The following is a 25,222-nucleotide window of genomic DNA, read 5'->3' as shown; positions in this document are numbered from 1 at the left end:
AGAAGGAACCATGAAAATACAGCACGTTGAGACGTTCCGTACCGCAGTACCTCTGTCAAAACCATTCAAAACAGCCTTGCGTACCGTATGTGTAGCGGAAGCAGTGGTGGTGAAGATCACATGTGACAACGGTCTGGTTGGTTGGGGAGAGGCACCACCTACACATGTCATCACAGGGGATAGCCTCGATAGTATTGAATACGCCATTCAACAAATTTTGAAACCGGTTCTTTTAAACGAGAATCTCGTAAACTATGAACCCTTGTTGCAGAAATTACATAAATCGCTTGTCCGAAATTCAAGTGCAAAGGCTGCAGTCGATATGGCCATCTATGATTGCTTGGCCCAACATAGCAGGCTGCCTCTGTATCAATATTTGGGAGGGGACAAAAGCGAGCTTGAAACAGATTTCACCGTCAGCGTCAATTCCCCGAAGGAAATGGGAGAGGACGCTATTGGTTATGTTGAGAGAGGTTTCCGTGTCCTAAAGGTAAAAGTCGGGAAAGACGATATGGTGACAGATATTGCTAGAATAAGAGAAATCAGAAACCGTGTAGGAGACACAGTTGAGATTCGCCTTGACGCAAACCAAGGATGGACAGCTAAGGAAGCCATACGCGGGATTCGCAAAATGGAAGATCTGGGATTAAATATCGAACTTGTGGAACAACCTGTCATCGCCCATGATATGGAAGGATTGAAACAGGTAACCGACGCAGTGGAAACGCCAATCATGGCGGATGAGAGTGTCTTTACTTCTGAGGATGCACTTCAAGTACTTAAAACGCGCAGTGCCGACCTGATCAATATTAAATTAATGAAATCAGGTGGCATTTTCCAGGCGGAAAAGATTAATAGTATCGCAGAGGCCTTTGGAGTCGAGTGCATGGTAGGGAGCATGATTGAAACGAGACTAGGCATCACGGCTGCCGCCCATTTTGCCGCGAGTAAGCGCAATATCACACGATTTGATTTTGATGCACCGCTTATGCTGGCAGAAGATATCGTATCAGGCGGTATCATGTATAACGGCCGTACAATTAGTTTTCCAGATGCTCATGGATTAGGAATTAGTGATGTTAATGTCAAAGGAGGAGTCAGCATTGAGTAAATATGTCATAAATGTACCTGTAGCTACCATCTGGACCTCTTATGATTCAGCAAGAGTGCTAGATGAAAAAGCCACCTCGAATCCTACCGATATTAGAAGCTGGCTGGATTCGCTGAATTTTGAAACAAGGCTGGAACTTTGTGATGCCAACCTCATTCAATCTCAATTACTTTACGGGCAGGAAGTACTCGTTTTAGAGGAAAAGGAAAATTATTATCATATTATTGCATTGACTCAAGGCTCGTCCAAGGATGACAGGGGATATCCTGGTTGGGTGCCGAAATGCCAAGTCACCAAAGCAGCGGACTGGAAGCTTAACAATGGTCAGGTTGCTGTTGTAACGAGCAACTTGGCTCCTTTATTCTCAACCGAGGAAAAGGAGTTACTGGAGCTGAGTTTTCAAACCATTTTGCCGGTGGTGGAGAATGGGAAAGAAAAGGTGAAGGTTCACCTTCCTGATGGAACTTTAGGGCTGCTGAACCCTGCTGACACTTCGGTGTACGATGATCTTACTTCCATCCCAAAAGGATCTGGAACGGATATTGTTAGGAGCGGGGAAAGATTCCTCGGCCTATCATATTTATGGGGAGGCATGAGCGGATACGGCATGGATTGCTCGGGATTCAGCTACACGATGTGTAAAGCTAATGGCTATATCATTCCGCGCGATGCCCATGACCAGGCTAAAGAGGGTGTGGAAGTGCCGCTAAACGCCATGGAACCTGGGGACCTTTTGTTCTTTGCTTATGAAGAAGGCAAGGGCAAGATTCATCACGTGGGAATTTATTATGGAGACGGGAAACTGTTGCACTCACCAAAAACCGGGAGAGATATTGAAATCCTCCCTATGGAAAACACCATTTATGAAAAAGAACTATGTGCAGCAAGAAGGTACTGGCAGAAGGACGGGGAATAATCATGCAAAAGAAACTACTTCAAGTGAAAAACTTGCAAAAATATTTTTTTCTGGGGAAAAATCAAACACTAAAAGCAGTAGACGATGTTTCATTTGATATATACCAGGGGGAAACCTTTGGACTGGTTGGAGAGTCTGGATGCGGTAAATCCACTACAGGAAGGACCATCATCGGACTCTATGGCAAAACGGCGGGGGAAGTTAACTTTAACGGGAAAGATGTTCATAAACTAACGGAAAAAGAGAAGTTTGTTTTCCACCGAAACATGCAAATGATCTTTCAAGACCCTTATGCATCGCTAAATCCGCGTTCCACGGTAAAAGAAATCATTTCAGAACCGATGGAAGTACACGGAATCTACAAAAATAGTAAAGAACGCACAGAACGTGTCTATCAGCTTTTGGAAGATGTGGGGTTGAACCGTGAGCATGCGAACCGTTATCCGCATGAATTCAGCGGGGGACAAAGACAGCGAATCGGTATTGCGCGCGCCTTGGCATTAGATCCTGATTTTATCATTGCCGATGAACCAATATCCGCATTGGATGTATCCGTGCAAGCGCAAGTTGTGAACTTAATGAAACGTCTTCAAAAAGAAAAAGGATTGACCTACCTGTTTATCGCCCATGATCTTTCCATGGTCAAACATATCAGTGACCGGATAGGGGTTATGTATCTCGGGAAAATGATGGAACTGACCGAGAGTAAGGCGCTTTACAAAAAGCCGCTGCATCCCTACACACAAGCCTTATTATCTGCCATACCAATACCAGATCCAGATATAGAGGACAAGCGGGAAAGGCAAATTGTTCAAGGGGAAATTCCAAGTCCGATTAACCCACCAAGTGGCTGTGTCTTCCGTACGCGCTGTCCACATGCAATGGAAGCTTGCAGCCAATCGGTTCCAGAGTGGCAAGAAGTAGAAGAACGTCATTATGTAGCCTGTCATTTATATAATGAAAAGATTGTCGGGCCAGATAAGGTAAGGGAAATGGTGGCAAGTGCGCATGATGGGAACTGAAACTAATTTACAAATATTGAAGGAACGTGTCCAGGCAGTAGTAGATTCCACTGCGGGACACGTTAGTTTTGTAATAGAAGACGGCAGTGGCCTGCGTCTGGAAAAAGATGCTGTTGTTACGAAAAAAGCGGCCAGTCTCATAAAGATCCCAATAATGATGGCAGCCTTTAAACAAGTAGAAGCAGGCAGATTGAATCTATCTGACAGGTATTCAATAGATGCAGAAAATGTAGTCGGTGGAGCTGGTGTCATTCAATTTATGGATGGTGACACAAGTTTTACGTTATGGGACTTGTTGACGTTGATGATTGTAGTTTCGGATAATACCGCGACCAATAAGATTATTGACATTGTCGGCTGGAGTGCGGTGGATGGTTTCTGTAAAAAGCATGGTTTAACTAATACGAGACTTGAGCGGAAAATGATGGATTTTAAAGCCGCGGCTGCCGGTTTAGAAAACAGGACAAGTGCCCAAGAAATGGTAGAGTGTTTAAAATTTTTGCATATGGAAGACGACGAGAGGACTGTATTTTCGGATGTGAGCAGGCAAAATATGCTGCGAATTCTTGGAGGTCAGCAGCTACTAGATAAGCTTCCGTTTTACATGGATCTTGATTCAGTTAATATTGCCAATAAAACAGGGGAGCTTCCGGGTGTGGAGCATGATTGCGGAGTTGTTACCTATAAAGCAGAAAAACTGATAGTAACGGTTCTGATTGACGACTTGGTTGATAACTCGATTGGCAAAAGGGCGATACAGGAGATAGGCAAGTTAGTGGAGGAATATTTAAAGGGGACCATATCTTTTCAATGAAAAGATGAGGTCCTCAATTTTTTTTGAAAAAAATAAAAACCTTGAAGGAATCTGTCAATTTATGTAGAAAACTATAAAGGCAGGAAATCTTCTGAAAGGAGTTGGAACATTGTACTGCCTGCAAAAATAGCACTCAGTCCCCCATCCATCTATTATTCCTTTCCTCAAGACGAGAAAGCTCACTCTCTCCCACCCAACAACCAAATCAGCACAAATTGAGGTGACAAATGAATATTGAAAAAAAGTGTGAAGAGATCATTCGCCAAGCTATCCGTTTGCGTGTATCAGATATTCACATCAAACCACATGAAACGTCCGCCAAAGTACTTTTCCGTTTGGACCACTACCTCTATGATCAAGAAGATCTCCCACTAGAAATCTATGAACGGATTTTATCTCACCTTAAATTCCAAGCCGAAATGGACATAGGTGAAACAAGAAAGCCCCAGAATGGCGCATTAAACCTTTTTATCGACTCCAAACATATCAATCTGCGACTCTCGACCTTGCCCACTGTTAATCAAGAAAGTCTAGTCATCAGAATACTGCCGCATGATGACAACCAATTCCCTTTAAAACGTTTATCCCTGTTTCCGAACTCCACAAGAAAACTATTTTCATTAATGAAGCACTCCCACGGGCTTGTTCTGTTCACTGGTCCGACCGGCTCTGGCAAAACCACCACTCTGTATTCGATTTTGGAAGAGTCTAAGGGGATGCTGCAACGAAATATTATTACACTTGAGGACCCGGTGGAGCGGAGAAGCAAAAATGTGCTTCAGGTGCAGGTGAATGAAAAGGCGGGGATCACCTATGCGACAGGTTTGAAGGCTATCCTCCGACATGATCCAGACATAATTATGGTCGGGGAAATCAGGGATGAAGAAACGGCGAAGATCGCTATAAGGGCATCGTTAACGGGTCATTTAGTATTAAGCACGTTGCATACGCGCGATGCTAAAGGTGCTGTGCATCGGCTGTTGGAGTTTGGGGTCACGCAACAGGAATTGGAACAAACATTAATCGCTATTTCGGCACAAAGGCTTGTGGAGTTGAAATGTCCATATTGCCATGGGGATTGCACATCTTTTTGCAGAAAGTACAGGCAACATCGATTGGCCAGTGTATATGAACTTTTATATGGGCGGGAACTGTCCAAGGTGATGGAAGAGTGTAAAGGGGCAAAGGTGGAATTACGCTATCCCACACTAAAGGAAGTGATTAAAAAGGGGATAGCACTGGGCTTTATTCATCAAAAGGAATATGAAAAGTGGGTGAACGATGGCAAGGGGCAATAGGGGCTGGTCGCTCAAAGTTCAGGAGGATTTCCTTAAAAGGATGGGGGACCTCTATACAAATGGTTATTCTCTTTTAGAAGCACTGGAGTTGATGAGTATTCACTTCGAAGCGGAAAAGAAAAGAAGCTTACTGGAGGCCATTGAGGAGCTAAAAAAAGGGTACAGTGTACATCAAGTTTTAGAAAATCTGCATTTCAATCAGGATATTTTGTCCTTGCTATTCTTCTCACAGAAGCATGGAAACTTAGGACAGGCATTTAGCTCAGGGGGAGCACTGCTTGAACGAAAGAGATATTACCGGGATAAAATCTTCTCTATTCTCAGGTATCCAATCATGCTTCTCTTTCTTGTAACGATCATGCTTGTTTTTGTTCAATTGGTGCTTTTGCCGCAGTTTCATCTACTCTTTACCCAGATGAACATTTCTTTGAGTCCGATTATCTCCGTATTTTTCTTTCTGGTTGTTCAAATACCCATTTTATTAATGTGGTGTGTACTAGGAATTTTTGCAGCCTATCTGTTTTATAAAATTTATGAAAGAAAATTGAATCCGTCTCAAAGGGTGGATCTGCTGTTGAAACTTCCTCTTGTCAAAACCTTTCTCTCCCTTCACTTTTCCCATTATTTCACGCAACAATTAAGCAGCTTGCTTTTAAGTGGATTAACAATCAATGAGGCCATAGCTGTGTTCGAGCAGCAACGCTACCATTCTTTTTTCCATTCTAAAGCAAAAGAATTTCGTAAGCGTTTAGTAGAAGGAGAGAAATTGGAGAAGTTGGTTGGAAGCGAGAAGGTATTTGTGAAGGGGCTGGATGTGGTTATTGTGCATGGACAAAAGAATGGAAAGTTAGCGCAGGAATTGGAGCAATACAGCAAGCTGCTGTTAGTGAAGATGCAAGAAAAAAGCGAAAAGCTGCTAGGTAAAATCCAGCCTGTCTTATTTTTAGGAATCGGTTCATTTGTTTTTGTGTTATATCTTTGTATCTTCATTCCGATGTTTCAATTATTAGGAGGGTTATAGATGAAAAAACTATTAAATGATGATCGTGGATTTACATTGGTGGAAATGCTTTTAGTTATGTTGGTTATTACCGTGTTGCTCTTAATCATGATTCCAAACGTGACAAAGAATTCTAGCATCATCGGGGCTAAAGGGTGTGAGGCGCTGCTTAGCATGGTCGATGCCCAAATTCAGACATATCGATTGGATACAGGCAGCGAGCCTGCAACCATTGATGATTTGGACTCTCCAGAATACCTTGAAGACCATTTTGATGTGGACGGCACATTAAAGTGTCCAAACGGAAGTACCGTTACGATAGTCAATAGCAAAGCGGAAGCTAATGGTGGTTTATAGACCCTTAGATTCCAAGGGATATTCTCTTTTGGAATCCATGCTGGTTCTTTCTCTCATTTCCATCATTCTATCGGTGACCGTCCTTAATCTTAATGCGAACAATAAAAATAAGATTGCAGAACAATTTAGCGATCAATTAAGCAATGATCTCTTGTTTGCGCAACAGTATGCATTAAGTACGAAAACAAGTGTAAGTATCATTTTCACACCACAAAAAAATATTTACCGTATACACCAAGGCACTTTTCATATCAACGAAATGGTATATCGGGAATACCATCGTGATGTAAGAATAGATACACGCACCATGGGAGAAAGACTGATTTACAATGGCAATGGAAGCATTAATAAAGCTGGCGCAATCGGTATCTATGTGGACGAAATAGAAAACTATCGATATGTTTTCACCTTAGGAAAAGGCCGTTTTTATGTGGAAAAGCTCTAAAGGATTTACATTACTGGAGGTATTAGGTGCTTTAGTTATTTGGATGGTAATTGCCTCCGTTCTGCTTCCTGGGCTGGTACGAATGAATCAAGAGCGTAAGGGATTTATCCTCGATCAGCAAGCAAGGTTCATTTTAACAATGGAATTGGAACAAATCCGTACGGAAGCACAGATATGGGAGAGTAAGACTTTAATTAGAAACGGCACCGCATATTACCTGACATTGGAGGAAGAAACCTTGCCTCCAGTGTTATGTATTTCCTATATGAATTATAGATCGTTGGAGGAGGAAAGGTGTATTTATGTCCATCTTCCGTAAAAATGGCGGTTTTACCCTATTGGAGGTCTTGGTCAGTTTTTCGATCATTCTTATTCTCACCGCGTTTTTCCCTCTCCTGCTTAAAAGTCTCTCGCTTTTGACAGAAAAGGGGGATGGAATTCATCCTTTGGAGCTTGAGGTGTTTATTCAGCAGGCTACGAGGGAGGTTCGAAATGCAAAGAGAGTTTCGGTGGAGGGAAATACGATGGTCATCATCAATCAAAATGATCAAAGAGTGACATATGAATTTTATCAAAGAAATGTCAGACGGAGAGTTAATGGAACTGGACACGAATTACTCTTGCACGGAGTAGAAAGTATTTCCTTTAAAGAAGAGAGAAATGGCGCCATAGTGAATGTGAAGGGGAAGGATGAAATAATCCATGAATTCAAAGTGGGGGCAATCCGTACAAGCTGGACTTCGGACTAAACAGGACAAAGGGTATATTTTTCCTGTCACACTTATCATAAGTGTAATAGTCTCCTCCTTTTTGCTCCATCAAATCGAAAACTACCGGCTGGAGAAAATGTTTTATCATGAATCGGATCAACAATTTGAGCTGGAAGTGATGATGAAATATGCATGGGACATAGTGGAGGAACAGCTGAAAGAGGAAAGAGGGGAAATTAGTTCGTCTTTTGAAATGCCAAGGGGAGAGGCTACGGTTACGGTAAAGGAACTTGGTACAGAGCGGGAGATTGTCATTGTCTGCACAACCAGGATGGCGAGGGAGTACAAAGCAACCATCCTTTACGATATGGAAGAAAAAAAGGTGCTTGCCTGGTATGAAACAATTAAATTAATCACATAAACTCACCATCCCATTGTCCCAATCATATAAATGTACCGTGTAACAAAGGAGGTAAATACCTAATGAATCAAGCGGACAATGGGATGCCCATTCAATATATGGTGATAGAACCCTATGTGTACCATACTTTAAGAAGTATCGTTGGAACAGAAGTGGTCATTGAAACAACGCGTGGATCCATCAGAGGTAACCTGAAGGATGTTAAACCAGATCATGTCGTTTTAGTTGCCGGAGATTCTAGCTTTTTCATTCGAACTGCAGAAGTTATCTGGGTCATGCCTGATAACGAATAGGCATACTAGCCAAAAGTGCCTCCTGAGGTGGAGGCACTTTTTTAAAGTGGAGGGAGGACTAGGTTTCCTCTATAATAAAACTAGGCATCCCTAAAGAAAGAGAGGCATGAAAATGAAGAGCATCTACCTTACAGGTTTTATGGGAGCGGGGAAAACCACAATCGGACAGGCGTTGGCAGCCAAACTGAGTCTCCCTGTCGTTGATACAGACACACTGATTGAACAGAACACGAAAATGGCAATTAAGGATATTTTCGAACAACATGGAGAGAGCTTTTTTCGCGAGCTGGAAACAAAGACTCTACAAGGCCTCCCAGTGAATAATACGTTGGTGACAACTGGCGGAGGGATCGTAACAGCTCAGAAAAACATTGATTGGATGAGAGAAAACGGCTGTATGATCTTTCTTTACGCAGACCCGGAAGTTATTTGGGAGCGTTTAGAAAATGATACGACCAGGCCTCTTGTTCAACAAAAAAAGAAAGAAGAGGTTACAGAACTTTTCATGAAGCGATTACCACTTTATAAACAAGCCCATATTACAGTTGATACAACTGGGCTGACCTTGGAAGCTGCTGCAGGTGCCGTACATAACGCGGTTAAAACATGGAGTAACCGTCAACACTAAAGACAAAAGAATTTCTTTGGTGGTGGATGAAATGAAAACAAATGATTACGTCAAGTATGTGACACAGCAGCTTGTAACCTATATGGATCAGCCGAAAGAAGTTAAGCGTGAGCAAAGGCAATTGAAAAAGCAAGAGCGCTCTCCAATCGCCTTTCAGCTGTTCGGCGTTATTCCTTATGCGATCATGATGCTTTTTAAAAAGAAAAAGAGTGAAGGCTGAGTCAAAAGTATTGCCAAGCTTTTGTTTTTTATGCTACAATCTCATCGGACAGTTAAGAAGCGTTCAACTAAATGTTCATGCAAATGCTTTCAACATAGATAAGAACTTTACGTGTTACTGATACGATCAGGCATGAGTGAAGAGGTTTTGATCCATACTAAGGGGACGAGTGTACCCTTTTATAGAGACAAGCCTTCACTCATGCCTTTTTCTATATTCTTTCCTACATATTCACCGCGATTACTGGTGAAAGCTACAGGGTATAGGAATAAAGGGAAACAAAGTTCTTTTAGTTGAATAGTTTCTAATCAGGTTTTTCTCTGTACACCTATCGGTTGAAACAGTGTGAAAAACCATGTACATTATGTACTATCAAAAAAATACACATATCCCAAAGGAGTTTGATTACAATGGCAGAAAAAACATTTAAAGTAACAGCAGATTCAGGAATTCACGCACGTCCGGCAACTCAATTGGTACAAACTGCAGGTAAATTCGATGCAGAAGTAAACCTTGAGTACAACGGTAAATCTGTAAACTTGAAATCCATCATGGGTGTTATGTCTCTAGGAATTCCTCAAGGAGCGGAAATCAAGATTGTTGCAGAAGGTTCTGATGAGAGCGAGGCAATTTCTGCAATTGAAGAAACTTTGAAATCAGAAGGGTTAGGGGAATAATGTCAAACACGATTCAAGGTATACCTGCTTCTAGCGGGATTGCCATTGCGAAAGCATATCGTCTTGAAAACCCAGAGCTGTCTGTGGAAAAAAAGACGATTGACAATGCCCAAACAGAAGTAGAAAGATTCGAAAAAGCAGTAGAAATCTCTAAAACTGAATTGGAAAAGATCAAGGAGCACGCACATAAGGAGCTTGGAGCAGACAAGGCTGAAATCTTTTCTGCACACCTTCTTGTTTTAAGTGACCCTGAACTATTAAATCCAATTAAAGATAAAATTAAAAGCGACAGTGTCAACGCTGAGTATGCTTTGGATGAAACAGCAGGAATGTTCATCAACATGTTTGAACAAATGGACAATGAGTACATGAAGGAGCGTGCAGCGGATATCCGCGACGTAACGAAACGTGTTCTTGCGCACCTTTTAGGTGTGACAGTTTCCAATCCGGCACTTATTTCTGAAGAAGTCATCATCATCGCAGAAGACTTGACTCCTTCTGACACTGCACAACTTAATCGTCAGTATGTAAAAGCATTTACGACTGATATCGGTGGACGTACGTCTCACTCTGCTATCATGGCTCGTTCTATGGAAATTCCAGCGGTAGTTGGAACAAAGAACGTCATGGAAACCATTCAAAATGACGCGATGGTTATTATTGATGGTTTGGACGGTGTGGTAATCGTCGATCCAACAGAAGAAGAAATTGCTACTTATAAAGAAAAGCAAGAAAAGTACGAAGAGCAGAAAAAAGAGTGGGCTAAGCTTGTAAACGAGAAGAGTCTTTCTTCTGACGGACAAGAAGTCGAGCTTGCTGCAAACATCGGTACTCCTAAAGATGTGAAGGGCGTTCTTGCAAATGGAGGAGAAGGTGTCGGTCTTTACCGTACAGAATTCCTTTACATGGGCAGAACCGAACTTCCAACAGAGGACGAGCAGTACAAAGCCTATAAAGAGGTTCTTGAAAGCATGGAAGGCAAACCGGTTGTTGTCCGCACATTGGACATCGGCGGAGATAAGGAACTTCCTTATTTAAACCTTCCAAAAGAAATGAACCCATTCCTAGGCTTCCGTGCAATTCGCCTTTGCCTAGAGGAACAAGATATTTTCCGTACACAGCTTCGCGCTTTATTGCGTGCTAGCTCTTACGGAAACTTGAAAATCATGTTCCCGATGATTGCGACATTGGACGAGTTCCGCCAAGCAAAAGCTATTCTTATGGAAGAAAAAGAAGAGCTTGTGAAGAACGGTACAACTGTTAACGAGAATATTGAGATTGGCATCATGGTGGAAATTCCATCAACAGCGGTCATGGCTGATATTTTCGCGAAAGAAGTAGACTTCTTCAGCATCGGAACGAACGACTTGATTCAATACACGATGGCAGCGGACCGTATGAACGAGCAGGTTTCCTACCTGTATCAACCATACAACCCGGCAATCTTGCGCCTAGTGGACAATGTCATTCAAGCTGCACACAAAAACGGCAAATGGGCCGGCATGTGTGGAGAAATGGCTGGCGACCCAATCGCGATTCCAATCCTTCTTGGACTGGGACTTGACGAGTTCAGCATGAGCGCAACATCCATTCTTCCTGCAAGAAGCCAATTGCGTGGCATCTCTAAAGAGGAAGCTGCTTCCTACCGTGAAGAGATCCTTAGCATGAGCACAGCAGAAGAAGTTGTGGAGTTTGTGAAAGAGAAGTTTAATGTGTAAACATTGAATAAAGCGAGGCCAACTTTCCTTATTCGGGGAGTTGGTCTTTTTTGTTGGTGGTTGGTGGAAAAGTTACAATGACGGTGAGAAAAGTTACAATGAGCCCTGTAAAAGTTACAATGACCGATGAAAAAGTCACAATCAACCTCAAAAAAGTTACAATCCCCCTTGGACCAGTGAAGTTCCCCGCGTGAAAATATATAAAATCCCCCTAAACCTACAAACCGGCATCCTATGATACAATATTCTCATCAACCAAAAGGAGGAAAAACATAGTGATACAAGAAAAATTGACCAAATACGCACAACTTGCGCTAAAAGTTGGGATCAACCTGCAAAAGAATCAACCTCTTGTCATCAATGCCCCGATATCAGCAGCACCATTTGTAAGAGAAGTTGCAAAAATCGCTTACAAGCTGGGTGCCAAATACGTACATACCGAATGGAACGACGAACAACTAACAAAGATTACATATGAAACGGCTTCGACCGACTCCCTCCAGACTGTTCGTGAGTGGAAAATAAAAGGGATGGAAGAGATGGCAGAAGAAGGTGCGGCATTTATGTCCATCGTTGCGTCCAACCCAGACCTTCTAAAAGACGTTGATCCTGAGCGGGTATCCATTTCTAACAAAGCGCAGGCAAAAGCAATGCAGAACTATCGAAAATACATCCAAACAGCGAAAGTCAGCTGGGCGATTGTTTCCGTGCCATCTCAAGAATGGGCAGCTAAGCTTTACCCTGAAAAATCTCCTGAAGATCAGGTTGCAAGCCTATGGGAAAACATTTTCCAAGTAACCCGCGTCAATGAAAACGACCCTGTTGAAGCGTGGAATAAGCATATTGAAATTTTACAAGAAAAGCTACAAGTCCTTAACACGAAAAAATACAAAAAGCTTCATTACAAAGCACCAGGAACAGACCTGACTATCGAGCTTCCAAACGAACAGGTTTGGCTTGGCGGCGGGATGAACAATGATCAAGGTACTTATTTTGTTCCGAACCTTCCAACAGAAGAAGTGTTCACCGCGCCTGTTAAAACCGGAGTTAACGGAGTCGTATCTTCCACCAAGCCGCTAAATCTGAACGGAAATCTGGTAGACAACTTCAGCCTTGCATTTAAAGAAGGTAAAGTGGTGGAGTTCACTGCAGAGCAAGGATATGAAGTGTTGAAAAAGCTTTTGGAAACCGATGAAGGTGCACTCCATTTAGGGGAAGTGGCACTTGTCCCACACAGTTCACCAGTTTCCAAGCAAGAAGTGATTTTCTATAACACACTGTTTGATGAAAATGCTTCCTGCCACTTGGCGTTGGGTTCCGCATACCCAATTAATATCGAGGGCGGAGCAAAAATGAGCAAGGAAGAGTTAGAAGCTAAGGGAATCAACACTAGCATGATCCACGTCGACTTCATGATTGGTTCAGAAGAGCTGAGCATACAAGGGGAGACGGAAGATGGAATTAAAGAAACAATTATGACTGATGGCGAATGGGCCATCTAAACATAGAGCAGGAGAATTTCTTTTCGAAAAGAAGTTCACCTGCTTTTTTCTTTTGGTAAAATAAAAGAAAGATTTTCCAATATTTTCAAGAGTAGCGTAATAGTAAATTAAGCTCTAAAACGGATTTGCTAGTTGAAAGAATATGGAGAAGGTTTTGGGCGATAAAGAATAGAACTATTAATAAAGTAATTTTTCTGGGAGATGAATATTTGAAAAGTAAATTAATCTTTTGTCTCATTTTCACATTTCTTGCTTCAAATCAGGTATTTGCCTTGGACTGGGCTTATCCATTTGTAGTTTATAAAGGTGGAGTATACGAGGTGACTGATGAGAGCCTCCTGCAAGAAGATATTGGTAAAGAGATCGGCGAAGTCAAAAGAAAAGCAGATGACTATTCAGGCAACTATTACGGGGATGCATCCAACCACTATGAAAGAGGAACAAAGTATTTTGAAATAACTAGTGTTGATCCGATTTCTGCCATAGCAGTAGAAGATAACAATGGGTGGATAAAAGCAGTCTATCTTTATAAAGCCCCATTTCATTGGATGAATATGTTCCCTTATTATATTCTCGGATTTATTGCACTTGTTTGTTTTGTAGTAATCTCACTCAGGTATGCAAGTAAAAAAGAGCAAAATAATAAAGAAAATAGAAGAGGTATTATTAAATGAAAACTAAATCAGTAACACTACGACAAATAACAGCTCAAAATTGGGAGAAAGCTATTCAATTAAAAGTATCAGAGGACCAACAAAACTTCGTGGCATCCAACCTTTATTCCCTTGCACAAGTGCAGTTCTTACCGGAATTTAAGGCGATGGGTGTTTATGCGGAAGAGGAGATGGTCGGTTTTGCGATGTATGGGATTGATCCTGATGACGGCAATTACTGGATCTACCGATTGATGATAGATGAAAAGTCACAGGGGAAAGGATTTGGAAAAGCAGCACTTGATGAGGTGCTGAAGGACATTAGAAACACAAACTCAACAGCCATTCCGTTTGTCCTGCTAGGCTATGAACCGAACAACCATCTAGCGAAAAAGATGTATGAGAATGCTGGTTTTGTAGAAACGGAGATGGCTTCGTGGGGGGAGCAGCTTGCTAGGCTGGAGCTTATAACCTCAGAAGAGAGTACTGATGAAAACGTTGTTTTTGCTTCAAACAGTGATTTAGTTTATTACACCGAAATGGCGTTAGATCTCTGGCCGGAAAGCACGGATGAGGAACTTCATGAGTCTTTTTATGAAATTATGGCTTCCGATCGGGACAAAATTTTATTTTACCGCTTAGGTACGGAGTTTGTTTCCTTCATCCACCTTTCTATCAGAGTCGATTATGTGGAAGGAACAGAGTCCACTCCAACCGGCTATATAGAAGGGATATATGTAAAGCCGCAACACAGAAGAAAAGGATACTCTGCAAAGCTAGTTGAAGTAGGGGAACAATGGTTGAGAAAGAAGGGCTGCAAGCAAATCGGATCGGACATCCATTTGGACAACCATGTAAGCTATGATTTTCACATAGGGATGGGGTTTAAGGAAGCAAGTAGATTAATTGCATTTATTAAAGACATAAAGGGGTAATAGTCATATGAATCAATTATTGGAAAGCAATCGCAAAAGCTGGGACAAGGTCGCTCATTATTTCAACGGGGTGGACGCTCTTCCGAGTTACGGGCCTTTTACTCAAACGGAAGATGAATTGAAACTGCTAGATAATCTTCAAAATAAAAAGGTGTTGGATATCGGGTTTGGAAGTGGTCATTCTCTAAAATATATGGCGGAGGAAAAAGGCGCGAGTGAACTGTGGGGAGTGGATCTTTCCGCCGAGCAAAAATCAGCTGCAGAAAAGACTCTTCAAGGGCTGGAACCCCGCTTGTTTTGTGCGCCGATGGAACAAGAAATCAATCTTCCGAAAGATTATTTTGATTGTGTTTATTCCATCTATGCGTTGGGGTGGACCACAGATTTAAAGGCAACCTTGAAGCTGATTCATTCTTATTTAAAACAAGGAGGAAGCTTCCTTTTCAGCTGGGATCATCCTTTATATGCTCATATTAGTAGCGAGAATGGTGTCATGACTTTAGAAGGTTCCTATCAGCAAGAAGGACTGCACACCTTTGAAAAATTCAAAGGGGAAGATGCACCGATGACGGTCCACACAAGAAAACTGGCAACCTACATAAATGAACTTATTCTAGCGGGCTTTACGATTGAGAAGGTGGTGGAAAGTGAGGCGGGAGAACGTTTTAAAGATGAGGATGCACCGGTATCAGACCGCTACTATTCTCTTTACAAAACTCGCAGGTTTCCATCGACACTAATTATTAAAGCCAGAAAATAAGGGGGATTAGGATGTTTTTCATTAATGTGGAAGGTGCTGTGTACAGAGGGGATAAATGGTTGATGATAGAGCGGAGTCACAAAGACGAGCATGCAGGAGGGATGCTTTCCTTTGTTGGCGGGACGGTTGATCGGGAAGGTGCTTCATCTGATATTTTGGAGCGGACTTTGAGACGTGAGCTGATGGAGGAAGTGGGTATCAGTGTTCATGATAACATGACGTATGTCCGCAATACTTCTTTCGTTTTACCGGATGGCCGGGAAGTTGTAGACATCGTATTCCTGTGTGAATGGAAAAGTGGCGAACCATTTCCCAAGAGTCCGGATGAGGTAGAGGCTTTTCATTGGATGACGACAGAAGAAATAGTGAGTCATCCACAGACGGAATCCTATTTACATGACAATATTAGGGAAGCAGAGCGATTAAGAAACCTGCCAAAACAAAGCACAAACAAACAGGAAACCTATCGTTCACGCTGATAGGATAGACATAAGGGGTGAGGGCAATATGGCGATGGTGGAATCGATTCAGCGTGCAATCGAATTTATGGAAAAGAATTTGACAGAAGACATTACAATCGAGGATATAGCTAGACATGCAAATGTTTCTTCCTTTCATTTTCAACGTACATTCGGATTGTTGACGGATACATCGGTGGCAGAATATTTAAGAAGAAGAAGATTGACACTTGCTGCACAGGAATTGATTACAACGGACAACAAGATTATCGATATCGCCTGCAAATATGGTTACGATACTCCCGAGGCTTTCACGAAGGCATTCCGCAGGCAACACGGCACTTCTCCGACAGAAGTGCGGAGGCATGAAGGGAAGTTGCAAACGTATAACCGCCTGGTCATCCAGGTGACATTGGAAGGGGCAGAACCGATGAAGTATAGTGTAGTGAACAAAGAAGCATTTACAGTGGCAGGAAAAAAGAGAAGATTTTCATGTGCAAATGATGAGCAGTCCAGAGAGATACCGAAGTTTTGGCAGGATGTAAATGCAGAAGGTTTTACAGATAAGCTGTTTGCATTAAATAATGGTGCCATCAAAGGGGTTCTTGGTGTGTGTGAAGGAACAACGGAAGAAATGAAGTCGGAGCAAGTGATGGACTATTGGGTGGCTGCAGCGATAGAAGGGGAGATTCCGGAAGAGTTGGAGAAGTTGGAGATCCCTGCTTCAAAATGGGTAGTCTTTGAAGTGCACGGCCCAATGCCGAATGCCATGCAAGATACGTGGAAGCGCATCTTCTCGGAGTGGTTCCCATCTAACAGCTACGAGCATTCCGGAGCTCCGGATTTTGAGTTGTACACAGATGAGGATCCTTCGAGTCCGGACCTTTACTCGGAGATATGGATACCGATAAAATAGATAGTAGATTGTCCACCTTGTCGTGAAGAGGTGGACTTCTTATTTTTTTGGAAAATAGAGAGGAGATATTAGAATGGAAGATTATATTGCTAATGCGCACAAATTCAGCAGTCATCATAAAAAAGAATTAGAAAAGGATAAGGTATGTGGGTGTTTCTTTTGCCTGGAAATTTACAATCCCTCTCTAATTACTGAATGGATTGATCAAGGTCAAACTGCAATATGCCCCCATTGTGGAATTGATTCTGTTATAGGGGAAAGTTCGGTGTATCCTATTACTAAAGAGTTTTTGGAGAAAATGAATCAAGCTTGGTTTTAATACTAAAATCTCTATAGATGCCAGAAAAAGCAGAAATTCTTAAAGTCTGGCATCTAAGAAGCGGAACGATGCCAGAAAAAGCAGAATCCCACAAAGTCTGGCATCTAAGAAGCGGAACGATGCCAGAAAAAGCAGAATCCCACAAAGACTGGCATCTAAGGGGCCTAACGATGCCAGAAAAAGCAGAATCTCACAAAGACTGGCATCTAAGGGGCCTAACGATGCCAAAAACAACAGAATCTCAAAAAGACTGGCATCTAAGAAGTGAAACGATGCCAAAAAAAGCGTAATCTCACAAAGTCTGTCATCTAAAAACCCACACCACACCAGAAAAAACATATTCCCCCGAAGTCCGTCAGCGTAAATCATTACAACGCCTTTCACCTTATAATTCCACTAAAAATGGACACAATGGAGAAATAATACCGGCTTAAAGTTCTTAAAAAAGAACAACATTCTTGCTTAAAGGTAATATGAAAAGGTATAATTGTTCTTATTAAAGAACTAAAGTAGGAGGTGTGGGATGGTCAAAAAACTATTGATTGCGCTGTTGCTACTGAATATTTTTGACGGAGTTGCCACATATTTTGGCCTGCACTTCCAGTTAATTAACGAAGGCAACCCACTGATGAAATCCCTCTATGAAACAAGCCCGGCCTTATTTTTACTCATAAAACTTGGCATCTCCATACTTCTACTGTTCTTCATAAAAAATAATCTGAAACTCAAATCAGCCATTCTTAAAGTTGTCTGCCTGACCGCCGTCTGCGGCTACAGCATGGTCACAATAATGCATATGTACTGGATTTACTACTATATAACTTAAAAACATACACAATGGTAGTTTTCATCTACCACTGTGTATGTTATTGATAAAAGATGGACCCAAATAGAAAAGTCCTCCATTAATAATCGTTACATGAATTTTTGGCTCATATTGCTCTTGAAGGGCCTTCATCTCCGTTTCGTAAGCTTCCGGTTTTTCTTCATCATCTTCATAAAAATGCTTCAAAAGCTGAAGATCCTGATCCCATCTTTTCCTCGCGTCTTCTGCCCATTGATGATCTTGGCTTGAGATAAATCCATTTACATAATGTTCAAGCCTAGAAAGTCCGCTCGCCGGCTTGATGATGGGAGTCATGGTGAAACAAAAATCAGGAATCTTTGGTGTCAGATTGATCTTTTCCACTTCATCTTGAAACTTTTCCAGAATCGTCCCTGTAATCAGGTGAATTCCTAGAGACATAATGACATCCTTCTTGCGATCACACCGATAGCTTACCTTCATATTTACGTTCAGCCACGGGTGAAGAGGAAGATGGCCCCCACCTGGATGAGACGGGATATTTTCATACAACCGTATATAACCTGCAAGACTTTTGGTGGATTCGAAAATTTGGTGCATCCTCGGAGAGCCAAAGTGGACATGATCTCCTTTTAAATCTTCCTGTGCCTTGTTGCTGTCCGTAATCAGTGTCATTTTCATGGGATTTGGCACACCCCCTGTTTTTTCGAGATAATGCCAGTAGAAAGGGCGGTTCATCAGTTCTTTGTCCATATCTATGGTCAATTGGACGGCAAGATGGCTGTTCGTGTTCTCGACTATTTCACAGCTGTTTGCCGTAAAATATCGCTCCAAAAATCTATGAATTTCCCGCTGCTGCATGTGGGCCGTCCTCCTTTTTCATCTGATCGGCAAATTCGATAATAGAGGAGAGGTTCTCCATCTTTATCTTCATTTCACCCTCCGATTTAGAATGAAGCATGATGTCTTGAATATGCTCTTCTAGATTCTTGATCTCCATCTTTGTCAAGATATCATCAAGCTCCCCGATGACTCGTTCAAACAGGTTGATCTTCTCATAAAGCAACTTCAGGATATGTTCCTCGACCGTGTTGCTTGTGGCGAAATTATAGATATTAACATCTCGTTCTTGCCCAAGTCTGTGAATTCGGCCAATCCTCTGTTCAAGTCTCATGGGATTCCATGGAAGATCGTAGTTTATAATATGGTTACAGAACTGCAGGTTGATCCCCTCGCCCCCGGCTTCTGTGGCGATAAGCACTTGAACATGGTTTTTAAACAGTTCCCTCATCCAATCCTTTTTCCCTCGCTTGAACCCGCCGCGAAATGGAACGGAGGTAATACCATTTTGCTTTAAGAACCATTGCAAATACATTTGTGTTGCTCTATATTCGGTGAAAACAATGACCTTATCACCTACTTTTTGGATCAGCTCTAGCACTTTCTCTGCCTTAGAGTTCCGTCCAACCAAATCAATCTTTTCAAAAATGTTCAACAGCCCCTGTGAAGGCTGATAATGTGGATTTTCCTGCTGCTTCCGTTCAATCATATTTTTAACGGTATAATAGACGGCTTCTCTGCTGCTGCATGCTTCTCGCTGCAAAGTCATGATGGAGAACTGACTCGTAATCGGCAGGTAAGGATCTGTCTTTAGCTCATTAATGGCATCATAAAGATCTTGTTCCTCTTTTGAAAATTCAATGATACAAGACTCCACATTCCGTTTTGGCCAATCGATTCCCGTGTCCCCGCGCCTGTTTCGAATCATCACTTTATTGACAAGTTCTTTTAAATAATCATCATTTTCAAGCTTTCGGTTTTTTGCACGAAACACCTCGGTGAAATTGCTTTCGCTGCCAAGGTGGCCTGGTTTAAGAAGGGACACCAGGTTGAAAATCTCTTCCACTTTATTTTGAATGGGAGTGGCCGTTAACAAAAGACAAAACTTTTTCTTTAAATTCTGTACAAATTCATAGTTTTTGGTTTTGTTATTTTTCAGTTTATGAGCCTCATCAATGATGACCATGTCATATTCCAAGCTATTGATGATCTCGCGGTGCGGGCTCCTTTTTGCCGTATCGATAGAAGAAACCACTACATCGCATTGCTCCCATACATAACTCTTTTTCTGACCGATGGCAGGGATATAGAATTTTTGGTTCAATTCAATGGCCCATTGTGAAACAAGGGATGCTGGAACCAATATCAAAACCTTCTTCACTAGTCCGCGAATCATATATTCTTTAAGAATTAGCCCTGCTTCAATGGTTTTACCAAGACCCACCTCATCGGCAAGTATCGCTTTTCCATTCATCTCTTCGACCACGTTTCTGGCAACTTCCAACTGATGGGGAAGTGGAGTGAGTTGCGGCAGATGGGATGGAGCAAGCAAGCCTTCAAATTCTGGGATGCTAAGATGGTTCTCCACTTCTAATGCAAGCTTGAATAATTCGTAATTAGCCCAAGGGCCATCATCCGTCATCCTTTTAAGCAGTTCGTCCTGCCATTCATTATCAAAAACAACCTCTACATTCATTGTTGTGCATCCTTTCTGAATTATCCAATTTATAGTATGTTGAAAAAGGATAGCGTTTTCATTAGAAAATATTGATAATCTACTTGTTTAAACACGAACGTTTAGCTATATAAAAATAATAATGATAAGTGTTTTTGTATTGCCAGAATCCTTTGTCTAATGGTAGGATAATAGTGAGCTTTTTAAGGCAGTTTGCCTGGCAATATGAACATGAATGTTGTAGCTTCCTATTAGTATGACCATGTTTGAAGAAAATATTATATTGCGAATGAGAACAAGGGGAGAGACTGCCATCTAGAATACGGCAGCGCCGAAGGAGCAAGCAGAATGACTGTGAATCTCTCAGGCAAAAAGACTCTTGTTGGACGCAACTCTGGAGAGTGTTTATTCCAATTATTTTAGAATAAACCACCAAAGGGGAAAGCCTTCTACATAAGGTAAACTTTCAGGTGCAAAGGACAGAGAACTCTTTTTTTAAAAAAGGAGTTTCTCTGTCCTTTTTTGGAGCGAAAAGGGAAAAGAGTAGGTTGACATTCTTTTGGTTAGTAAAAGGAGGAGAAAAAAGTAATGACTGAACTTAAAAAAACACCATTATATGATGTGTACAAAGAACATGGTGCGAAAACAATCGATTTTGGCGGATGGGATCTGCCTGTTCAATTTTCAAGCATCAAAGAAGAGCACGAAGCGGTTCGTACGAAAGCTGGATTATTCGATGTTTCTCATATGGGAGAAATTGAAGTGAAAGGAAAAGACAGTCTTGCTTACCTACAGAAAATGATGACAAATGACGTTTCCAAACTCAAAGACGGTGGCGCACAATATACAGCTATGTGCTATCCAGACGGCGGGACGGTAGACGATTTGCTTGTATACAAAAAAGCAGATGAGGATTACCTGCTTGTTGTCAATGCATCCAATATTGAAAAAGATTTTGACTGGTTAAAAAGCCATGCTATAGAAGAAGTAGAAGTAACAAATATCTCTGAAAGCATTGCACAACTGGCTATTCAAGGCCCAGTAGCGGAGAAAGTTTTGCAAAAGCTAACAAGCACGGACCTTTCAGAGATTAAGTTTTTCAAATTTAAAGAAAATGTAGATATCGATGGAGTCTCTGCACTGGTTTCCAGAACCGGCTACACAGGGGAAGACGGTTTTGAAATCTATTGCCAACAGGAAGATGCGGTTCAGCTTTGGAACACGCTGCTTGAAGCTGGAAAAGAAGACGGGCTAGTTCCATGCGGATTAGGTTCCCGTGACACCTTGCGCTTTGAAGCAAAACTTGCTCTATACGGACAAGAACTTTCAAAAGACATTACGCCAATTGAAGCTGGTATCGGTTTCGCGGTAAAAACGAACAAAGAAGAAGATTTCTTTGGAAAAGAAGTACTAAAAGAGCAGAAAGAGAACGGAGCACCACGCAGCATCGTTGGGATTGAAATGATAGACAAAGGAATCCCGCGACATGGCTATGAAGTATTTGTTGGTGACGAGCAAGTAGGGGAAGTTACAACAGGTACTCAATCTCCAACGCTAAAGAAAAATATCGGCCTGGCACTTTTAAAGAAAGAATTCACGGAACTTGATACAGAAGTGGAAGTGCAAGTTCGTAAAAAACGTCTGAAAGCAAAAGTGGTCAAAGCACCATTCTATCAACGTCCGAAAAACTAACCGGAGAGGGGAACTCACATGAAACATCGTTATTTACCGATGACAGATCAAGACATTCAGGAAATGCTGCAAGTAATAGGAGTACAAAATATTGACGAACTATTTTCAGACATCCCGGAAAGCGTACGTTTTGATGGAGAACTGAAAATCAAACAAGCAAAATCCGAATCAGAATTGATGCGCGAGTTAAGTGAGCTTGCTGCTAAAAATAAAGACTTACGAAAGCACGCTTCCTTCTTGGGAGCTGGAGTTTACGATCATTACATGCCGGTCATTGTAGACCATGTTATCTCCCGTTCAGAATTTTATACAGCATACACACCATACCAGCCTGAGATCTCACAAGGGGAACTGCAAGCAATCTTTGAATTCCAGACAATGATATGTGAACTAACAGGCATGGACGTTGCAAACTCCTCTATGTATGATGGCCCAACAGCCTTTGCAGAAGCAGCGATGCTTGCATGCGGTCATACGAAAAAGAAAAAAGTGCTTATCTCAGGGGCTGTACATCCTGAAGCAAAAGCAGTTGTAACTTCTTATGCGAAAGGTCAATATGTCGAAGTGGTGGAAATTCCAACGAAAAACGGCGTAACCGATGTAGCTGCACTAGAAGAAATGATGTCATCTGACGTTGCGGCAGTTATGGTTCAATATCCAAATTTCTTTGGTCAGATCGAGCCTCTACAAGAAATTGAAAAATTAGCACATACAGACAAAGGAATGTTCGTCGTATCTTCTAATCCAATGGCTCTTGGTGCTTTGACTCCTCCGGGTAAATTTGGAGCTGATATCGTAACAGGTGATGCACAGCCATTCGGTATCCCGACACAATTCGGCGGACCGCATTGTGGTTATTTTGCTGTCACATCTAAATTAATGCGTAAAGTTCCTGGTAGATTAGTAGGTCAGACGGTGGATGAAGAAGGCCAACGCGGATTCGTTCTGACGCTTCAAGCGCGTGAACAACATATTCGCCGCGACAAAGCAACTTCCAACATTTGTTCCAATCAGGCATTGAATGCACTGGCTGCTTCTGTTGCCATGACTGCACTTGGTAAAAAGGGTGTCAAAGAGATGGCAGTACAAAATATCCAAAAAGCGCAATATGCGAAGCGTTCATTGGAAGCGGCCGGACTTGAAGTAACATTCAGCGGTCCATTCTTCAACGAATTTGTTGTAAAGCTTTCCACTCCAATCAAGGAAGTCAATCGCAAGCTTCTTGAAAAAGGATTGATTGGTGGCTACGACTTAGGAACGTACTATCCAGAACTTGAAAACCATATGCTGCTTGCGGTTACGGAACTGCGCACGAAAGAGGAAATCGACACACTAGCGAGAGAAATGGGGGCTCATCAACAATGAAAAAGCAAAATCAACCACTCATTTTTGAAATGTCCAGAGAAGGTCGTATCGGATACAGCCTGCCTGAAAACGATGTACCAGAAGTAGATTTAGCAGAACTTTTCCCGGCTGAATACATCCGCGAGGAAGCACCGGAACTTCCGGAAGTTTCTGAGCTTGATATTATGCGTCACTATACAGCATTAAGTAATCGTAACCACGGTGTGGACTCTGGTTTTTACCCGCTAGGTTCTTGTACGATGAAATACAACCCGAAAATCAATGAAAACGTAGCACGCTTCCCAGGCTTTGCACATATTCACCCGTTGCAAGATGAGTCAACTGTCCAAGGTGCGTTGGAATTGATGCACGACTTGCAAGAGCATTTGATTGAAATTACGGGAATGGACGAAGTAACCTTGCAACCCGCTGCGGGAGCACATGGTGAGTGGACAGGTTTAATGATGATTCGTGCTTTCCATGAGGCAAACAATGACCATAACCGTACAAAAGTTATCGTTCCTGACTCCGCACACGGAACAAATCCGGCATCTGCAACGGTAGCTGGACTTGAAACCATTACGGTAAAATCGGACGAAAACGGCTTGGTAGATTTAGAGGATCTTCGCAGAGTGGTAGGGGAAGACACAGCTGCCTTGATGCTGACGAACCCGAACACACTTGGTCTTTTTGAAGAGAATATTTTAGAAATGGCCCGCATTGTCCACGATGCAGGCGGAAAACTTTATTATGATGGAGCGAACCTGAATGCTGTACTAAGCAAAGCGCGTCCTGGTGACATGGGCTTTGATGTGGTTCACTTGAACTTGCACAAAACATTTACAGGCCCTCACGGTGGCGGTGGCCCAGGTTCCGGTCCAGTCGGCGTAAAAGCTGATTTAATTCCTTATTTGCCAAAACCACTTGTGGTGAAAAAAGAAGACGGCACGTTCGGATTTGATTACGACCGTCCAGAATCTATCGGCCGCGTGAAGCCATTCTACGGTAACTTCGGCATTAATGTTCGTGCTTACACCTATATCCGTTCTATGGGTCCAGATGGATTGAAAGCAGTAACGGAATATGCTGTACTGAATGCGAATTACATGATGCGCCGTCTGGCAGAGCACTATGACCTGCCGTTTGACAGACATTGTAAGCATGAATTCGTATTGAGCGGTAAGCGTCAGAAGAAACTTGGCGTCCGTACTTTGGATATCGCCAAACGCCTGCTTGACTTCGGCTACCATCCGCCAACGATCTACTTCCCATTGAATGTAGAAGAGTGCATCATGATTGAGCCGACAGAAACGGAATCAAAAGAAACGTTGGATTCCTTCATTGAAGCGATGATCCAGATTGCACGTGAAGCGGAAGAAAATCCGGAAGTGGTGCAAGAAGCACCTCATACAACCGTGATTAAGAGATTGGATGAGACGTTGGCAGCGCGTAAGCCAGTGTTGCGTTATAAGAAGGAAGCTTGATTATTAGGATTTGATTGGAGAGAGAACAGGGCGACCTGTTCTCTTTTTTGTGGTGTGGGTGGGGGTGTCGGATTTTGACGAGGTATGTAGATTTCTTGATATAATCTGTTTTTTCTTGATATATCTCGAAAATTATTGATATATCCCAGATTTTATTGATATACCGAAATTTTTCTTGATATATTTCATTTTTTATTGATATCCGCAGC

At 42.1% G+C, this 25,222-nt stretch carries 30 protein-coding genes, 1 pseudogene and 2 riboswitches; of the genes and pseudogenes, 29 read left to right on the top strand and 2 right to left on the bottom strand.

The features are described 5' to 3' along the window. Positions 1 to 10 precede the first annotated feature (10 nt). The 26 genes and pseudogenes from K7887_RS14425 (at position 11) to K7887_RS14300 (ending at position 17,999) form a co-directional block, all read left to right on the top strand. A complete protein-coding gene (locus tag K7887_RS14425) occupies positions 11 to 1,111 on the top strand; it encodes a dipeptide epimerase (protein WP_223490139.1) in 1,101 nt (366 codons plus the stop codon). Next, the gene (locus K7887_RS14420) at positions 1,104 to 2,027 is read left to right on the top strand and encodes a C40 family peptidase (RefSeq protein ID WP_223490137.1); all 924 of its coding nucleotides are present in this window, start codon (positions 1,104 to 1,106) and stop codon (positions 2,025 to 2,027) included. Before K7887_RS14425 ends, K7887_RS14420 begins: the two co-directional genes overlap by 8 nt. A 2-nt stretch (positions 2,028 to 2,029) precedes the next feature. After that, a complete protein-coding gene (locus K7887_RS14415; protein WP_223490135.1) occupies positions 2,030 to 3,049 on the top strand; it encodes an ABC transporter ATP-binding protein in 1,020 nt (339 codons plus the stop codon). After that, positions 3,036 to 3,863 carry a serine hydrolase gene (locus tag K7887_RS14410; protein ID WP_223490133.1) on the top strand — a complete coding sequence of 276 codons (828 nt, stop codon included), beginning with the start codon at positions 3,036 to 3,038 and terminating at the stop codon, positions 3,861 to 3,863. Before K7887_RS14415 ends, K7887_RS14410 begins: the two co-directional genes overlap by 14 nt. Positions 3,864 to 4,090: 227 nt before the next feature. Further along, positions 4,091 to 5,161, top strand: a complete 1,071-nt coding sequence (comGA, locus tag K7887_RS14405; RefSeq protein WP_223490131.1) for a competence type IV pilus ATPase ComGA — start codon at positions 4,091 to 4,093, stop codon at positions 5,159 to 5,161. Next, positions 5,145 to 6,182, top strand: a complete 1,038-nt coding sequence (gene comGB, locus K7887_RS14400) for a competence type IV pilus assembly protein ComGB (protein WP_223490130.1) — start codon at positions 5,145 to 5,147, stop codon at positions 6,180 to 6,182. The genes comGA and comGB overlap by 17 nt, the downstream gene beginning before the upstream one ends. Further along, positions 6,183 to 6,518 (top strand): competence type IV pilus major pilin ComGC, encoded by a 336-nt coding sequence (gene comGC / locus K7887_RS14395; protein WP_223490128.1) that lies wholly within the window; start codon positions 6,183 to 6,185, stop codon positions 6,516 to 6,518. Beyond that, positions 6,505 to 6,963 (top strand): competence type IV pilus minor pilin ComGD, encoded by a 459-nt coding sequence (gene comGD / locus K7887_RS14390; RefSeq protein WP_223490126.1) that lies wholly within the window; start codon positions 6,505 to 6,507, stop codon positions 6,961 to 6,963. Before comGC ends, comGD begins: the two co-directional genes overlap by 14 nt. Continuing rightward, the gene (locus K7887_RS14385; protein WP_223490125.1) at positions 6,947 to 7,282 is read left to right on the top strand and encodes a prepilin-type N-terminal cleavage/methylation domain-containing protein; all 336 of its coding nucleotides are present in this window, start codon (positions 6,947 to 6,949) and stop codon (positions 7,280 to 7,282) included. Before comGD ends, K7887_RS14385 begins: the two co-directional genes overlap by 17 nt. Continuing rightward, positions 7,266 to 7,712: a competence type IV pilus minor pilin ComGF gene (gene comGF, locus K7887_RS14380; protein ID WP_223490123.1), complete on the top strand. Its 447-nt coding sequence runs from the start codon at positions 7,266 to 7,268 to the stop codon at positions 7,710 to 7,712. Before K7887_RS14385 ends, comGF begins: the two co-directional genes overlap by 17 nt. Next, on the top strand, positions 7,666 to 8,094 hold the full coding sequence (gene comGG, locus K7887_RS14375) for a competence type IV pilus minor pilin ComGG (protein ID WP_223490121.1): 429 nt from the start codon (positions 7,666 to 7,668) through the stop codon (positions 8,092 to 8,094). Before comGF ends, comGG begins: the two co-directional genes overlap by 47 nt. Positions 8,095 to 8,156: 62 nt before the next feature. Continuing rightward, positions 8,157 to 8,387: a YuzF family protein gene (locus tag K7887_RS14370; RefSeq protein ID WP_223490119.1), complete on the top strand. Its 231-nt coding sequence runs from the start codon at positions 8,157 to 8,159 to the stop codon at positions 8,385 to 8,387. Between the two features lie 112 nt (positions 8,388 to 8,499). Next, the gene (locus K7887_RS14365; RefSeq protein ID WP_223490117.1) at positions 8,500 to 9,015 is read left to right on the top strand and encodes a shikimate kinase; all 516 of its coding nucleotides are present in this window, start codon (positions 8,500 to 8,502) and stop codon (positions 9,013 to 9,015) included. A 31-nt stretch (positions 9,016 to 9,046) separates the two neighbouring features. Further along, complete coding sequence (locus tag K7887_RS14360) at positions 9,047 to 9,235, top strand: YqzE family protein (RefSeq protein ID WP_223490115.1); 189 nt, start codon at positions 9,047 to 9,049, stop codon at positions 9,233 to 9,235. Between the two features lie 410 nt (positions 9,236 to 9,645). Continuing rightward, positions 9,646 to 9,912, top strand: coding sequence for a phosphocarrier protein HPr (locus K7887_RS14355; RefSeq protein ID WP_204415634.1), 267 nt, complete (start codon positions 9,646 to 9,648; stop codon positions 9,910 to 9,912). Next, a complete protein-coding gene (gene ptsP / locus K7887_RS14350; RefSeq protein WP_223490113.1) occupies positions 9,912 to 11,630 on the top strand; it encodes a phosphoenolpyruvate--protein phosphotransferase in 1,719 nt (572 codons plus the stop codon). Before K7887_RS14355 ends, ptsP begins: the two co-directional genes overlap by 1 nt. Positions 11,631 to 11,905: 275 nt before the next feature. Next, positions 11,906 to 13,132, top strand: coding sequence for an aminopeptidase (locus K7887_RS14345; protein ID WP_223490111.1), 1,227 nt, complete (start codon positions 11,906 to 11,908; stop codon positions 13,130 to 13,132). A gap of 209 nt (positions 13,133 to 13,341) precedes the next feature. Then, a complete protein-coding gene (locus K7887_RS14340; RefSeq protein ID WP_223490109.1) occupies positions 13,342 to 13,806 on the top strand; it encodes a hypothetical protein in 465 nt (154 codons plus the stop codon). Then, positions 13,803 to 14,252: pseudogene (locus K7887_RS14335) on the top strand (GNAT family N-acetyltransferase); the annotation flags it as partial. The gene K7887_RS14340 and the pseudogene K7887_RS14335, both read left to right, overlap by 4 nt. Further along, positions 14,244 to 14,720 (top strand): aminoglycoside 6'-N-acetyltransferase, encoded by a 477-nt coding sequence (gene aac(6'), locus K7887_RS14330; RefSeq protein WP_399209715.1) that lies wholly within the window; start codon positions 14,244 to 14,246, stop codon positions 14,718 to 14,720. The pseudogene K7887_RS14335 and the gene aac(6'), both read left to right, overlap by 9 nt. A 7-nt stretch (positions 14,721 to 14,727) precedes the next feature. Further along, entirely contained in the window at positions 14,728 to 15,480 is a 753-nt protein-coding gene (locus K7887_RS14325; protein WP_223490107.1) for a class I SAM-dependent methyltransferase, read from the top strand. 11 nt (positions 15,481 to 15,491) lie between these two features. Further along, positions 15,492 to 15,959, top strand: a complete 468-nt coding sequence (locus tag K7887_RS14320) for an NUDIX hydrolase (protein WP_223490105.1) — start codon at positions 15,492 to 15,494, stop codon at positions 15,957 to 15,959. Positions 15,960 to 15,987: 28 nt separating this feature from the next. Further along, a complete protein-coding gene (locus K7887_RS14315) occupies positions 15,988 to 16,854 on the top strand; it encodes an AraC family transcriptional regulator (protein ID WP_223490103.1) in 867 nt (288 codons plus the stop codon). Positions 16,855 to 16,927: 73 nt separating this feature from the next. Beyond that, entirely contained in the window at positions 16,928 to 17,173 is a 246-nt protein-coding gene (locus tag K7887_RS14310; RefSeq protein ID WP_223490101.1) for a cytoplasmic protein, read from the top strand. 68 nt (positions 17,174 to 17,241) lie between these two features. Then, the gene (locus K7887_RS14305; protein ID WP_223490099.1) at positions 17,242 to 17,463 is read left to right on the top strand and encodes a hypothetical protein; all 222 of its coding nucleotides are present in this window, start codon (positions 17,242 to 17,244) and stop codon (positions 17,461 to 17,463) included. A gap of 233 nt (positions 17,464 to 17,696) precedes the next feature. After that, a complete protein-coding gene (locus K7887_RS14300) occupies positions 17,697 to 17,999 on the top strand; it encodes a DUF5658 family protein (RefSeq protein WP_223490097.1) in 303 nt (100 codons plus the stop codon). A gap of 21 nt (positions 18,000 to 18,020) precedes the next feature. Here K7887_RS14300 and K7887_RS14295 read toward each other — a convergent pair whose 3' ends face one another. After that, positions 18,021 to 18,839: a YqhG family protein gene (locus tag K7887_RS14295; protein ID WP_223490095.1), complete on the bottom strand. Its 819-nt coding sequence runs from the start codon at positions 18,837 to 18,839 to the stop codon at positions 18,021 to 18,023. Then, positions 18,817 to 20,514 (bottom strand): DEAD/DEAH box helicase, encoded by a 1,698-nt coding sequence (locus tag K7887_RS14290; RefSeq protein ID WP_223490093.1) that lies wholly within the window; start codon positions 20,512 to 20,514, stop codon positions 18,817 to 18,819. The genes K7887_RS14295 and K7887_RS14290 overlap by 23 nt, the downstream gene beginning before the upstream one ends. A 268-nt stretch (positions 20,515 to 20,782) precedes the next feature. Beyond that, a riboswitch (glycine riboswitch) is annotated at positions 20,783 to 20,882 on the top strand. A 3-nt stretch (positions 20,883 to 20,885) separates the two neighbouring features. Beyond that, positions 20,886 to 20,978: riboswitch (glycine riboswitch) on the top strand. A gap of 103 nt (positions 20,979 to 21,081) precedes the next feature. Here K7887_RS14290 and gcvT point away from each other — a divergent pair. Genes gcvT through gcvPB form a run of 3 tightly spaced genes read left to right on the top strand, consistent with a single transcriptional unit; the run spans position 21,082 to position 25,013 of the window. Beyond that, entirely contained in the window at positions 21,082 to 22,185 is a 1,104-nt protein-coding gene (gcvT, locus tag K7887_RS14285; RefSeq protein ID WP_223490091.1) for a glycine cleavage system aminomethyltransferase GcvT, read from the top strand. A gap of 18 nt (positions 22,186 to 22,203) precedes the next feature. Continuing rightward, on the top strand, positions 22,204 to 23,550 hold the full coding sequence (gene gcvPA / locus K7887_RS14280) for an aminomethyl-transferring glycine dehydrogenase subunit GcvPA (RefSeq protein WP_223490089.1): 1,347 nt from the start codon (positions 22,204 to 22,206) through the stop codon (positions 23,548 to 23,550). Further along, positions 23,547 to 25,013, top strand: coding sequence for an aminomethyl-transferring glycine dehydrogenase subunit GcvPB (gcvPB, locus tag K7887_RS14275; protein ID WP_223490087.1), 1,467 nt, complete (start codon positions 23,547 to 23,549; stop codon positions 25,011 to 25,013). The genes gcvPA and gcvPB overlap by 4 nt, the downstream gene beginning before the upstream one ends. The last annotated feature ends 209 nt before the right edge of the window (positions 25,014 to 25,222 follow it).

The sequence above is a fragment of the Sutcliffiella horikoshii genome (genome assembly GCF_019931755.1).
In the GTDB taxonomy this organism is placed as follows: domain Bacteria; phylum Bacillota; class Bacilli; order Bacillales; family Bacillaceae_I; genus Sutcliffiella_A; species Sutcliffiella_A horikoshii_E.
This window is presented reverse-complemented; position numbering and strand designations above follow the sequence as displayed.

Bases quoted from the DNA above. Each gene is read 5' to 3' on its own strand.
- ptsP (WP_223490113.1), top strand. From the start codon at position 9,912: ATGTCAAACACGATTCAAGGTATACCTGCTTCTAGCGGGATTGCCATT.
- gcvT (WP_223490091.1), top strand. From the start codon at position 21,082: ATGACTGAACTTAAAAAAACACCATTATATGATGTGTACAAAGAACAT.
- K7887_RS14385 (WP_223490125.1), top strand. From the start codon at position 6,947: ATGTGGAAAAGCTCTAAAGGATTTACATTACTGGAGGTATTAGGTGCT.
- comGB (WP_223490130.1), top strand. From the start codon at position 5,145: ATGGCAAGGGGCAATAGGGGCTGGTCGCTCAAAGTTCAGGAGGATTTC.
- K7887_RS14320 (WP_223490105.1), top strand. From the start codon at position 15,492: ATGTTTTTCATTAATGTGGAAGGTGCTGTGTACAGAGGGGATAAATGG.
- comGD (WP_223490126.1), top strand. From the start codon at position 6,505: ATGGTGGTTTATAGACCCTTAGATTCCAAGGGATATTCTCTTTTGGAA.
- K7887_RS14365 (WP_223490117.1), top strand. From the start codon at position 8,500: ATGAAGAGCATCTACCTTACAGGTTTTATGGGAGCGGGGAAAACCACA.
- K7887_RS14290 (WP_223490093.1), bottom strand. From the start codon at position 20,514: ATGAATGTAGAGGTTGTTTTTGATAATGAATGGCAGGACGAACTGCTT.
- comGF (WP_223490123.1), top strand. From the start codon at position 7,266: ATGTCCATCTTCCGTAAAAATGGCGGTTTTACCCTATTGGAGGTCTTG.
- K7887_RS14300 (WP_223490097.1), top strand. From the start codon at position 17,697: ATGGTCAAAAAACTATTGATTGCGCTGTTGCTACTGAATATTTTTGAC.
- K7887_RS14370 (WP_223490119.1), top strand. From the start codon at position 8,157: ATGAATCAAGCGGACAATGGGATGCCCATTCAATATATGGTGATAGAA.
- K7887_RS14355 (WP_204415634.1), top strand. From the start codon at position 9,646: ATGGCAGAAAAAACATTTAAAGTAACAGCAGATTCAGGAATTCACGCA.
- comGA (WP_223490131.1), top strand. From the start codon at position 4,091: ATGAATATTGAAAAAAAGTGTGAAGAGATCATTCGCCAAGCTATCCGT.
- K7887_RS14310 (WP_223490101.1), top strand. From the start codon at position 16,928: ATGGAAGATTATATTGCTAATGCGCACAAATTCAGCAGTCATCATAAA.
- comGG (WP_223490121.1), top strand. From the start codon at position 7,666: ATGAATTCAAAGTGGGGGCAATCCGTACAAGCTGGACTTCGGACTAAA.
- K7887_RS14410 (WP_223490133.1), top strand. From the start codon at position 3,036: ATGATGGGAACTGAAACTAATTTACAAATATTGAAGGAACGTGTCCAG.
- comGC (WP_223490128.1), top strand. From the start codon at position 6,183: ATGAAAAAACTATTAAATGATGATCGTGGATTTACATTGGTGGAAATG.
- K7887_RS14415 (WP_223490135.1), top strand. From the start codon at position 2,030: ATGCAAAAGAAACTACTTCAAGTGAAAAACTTGCAAAAATATTTTTTT.
- gcvPA (WP_223490089.1), top strand. From the start codon at position 22,204: ATGAAACATCGTTATTTACCGATGACAGATCAAGACATTCAGGAAATG.
- K7887_RS14325 (WP_223490107.1), top strand. From the start codon at position 14,728: ATGAATCAATTATTGGAAAGCAATCGCAAAAGCTGGGACAAGGTCGCT.
- gcvPB (WP_223490087.1), top strand. From the start codon at position 23,547: ATGAAAAAGCAAAATCAACCACTCATTTTTGAAATGTCCAGAGAAGGT.
- K7887_RS14305 (WP_223490099.1), top strand. From the start codon at position 17,242: ATGCCAGAAAAAGCAGAATCCCACAAAGTCTGGCATCTAAGAAGCGGA.
- K7887_RS14425 (WP_223490139.1), top strand. From the start codon at position 11: ATGAAAATACAGCACGTTGAGACGTTCCGTACCGCAGTACCTCTGTCA.
- K7887_RS14360 (WP_223490115.1), top strand. From the start codon at position 9,047: ATGAAAACAAATGATTACGTCAAGTATGTGACACAGCAGCTTGTAACC.
- K7887_RS14295 (WP_223490095.1), bottom strand. From the start codon at position 18,839: ATGCAGCAGCGGGAAATTCATAGATTTTTGGAGCGATATTTTACGGCA.
- K7887_RS14315 (WP_223490103.1), top strand. From the start codon at position 15,988: ATGGCGATGGTGGAATCGATTCAGCGTGCAATCGAATTTATGGAAAAG.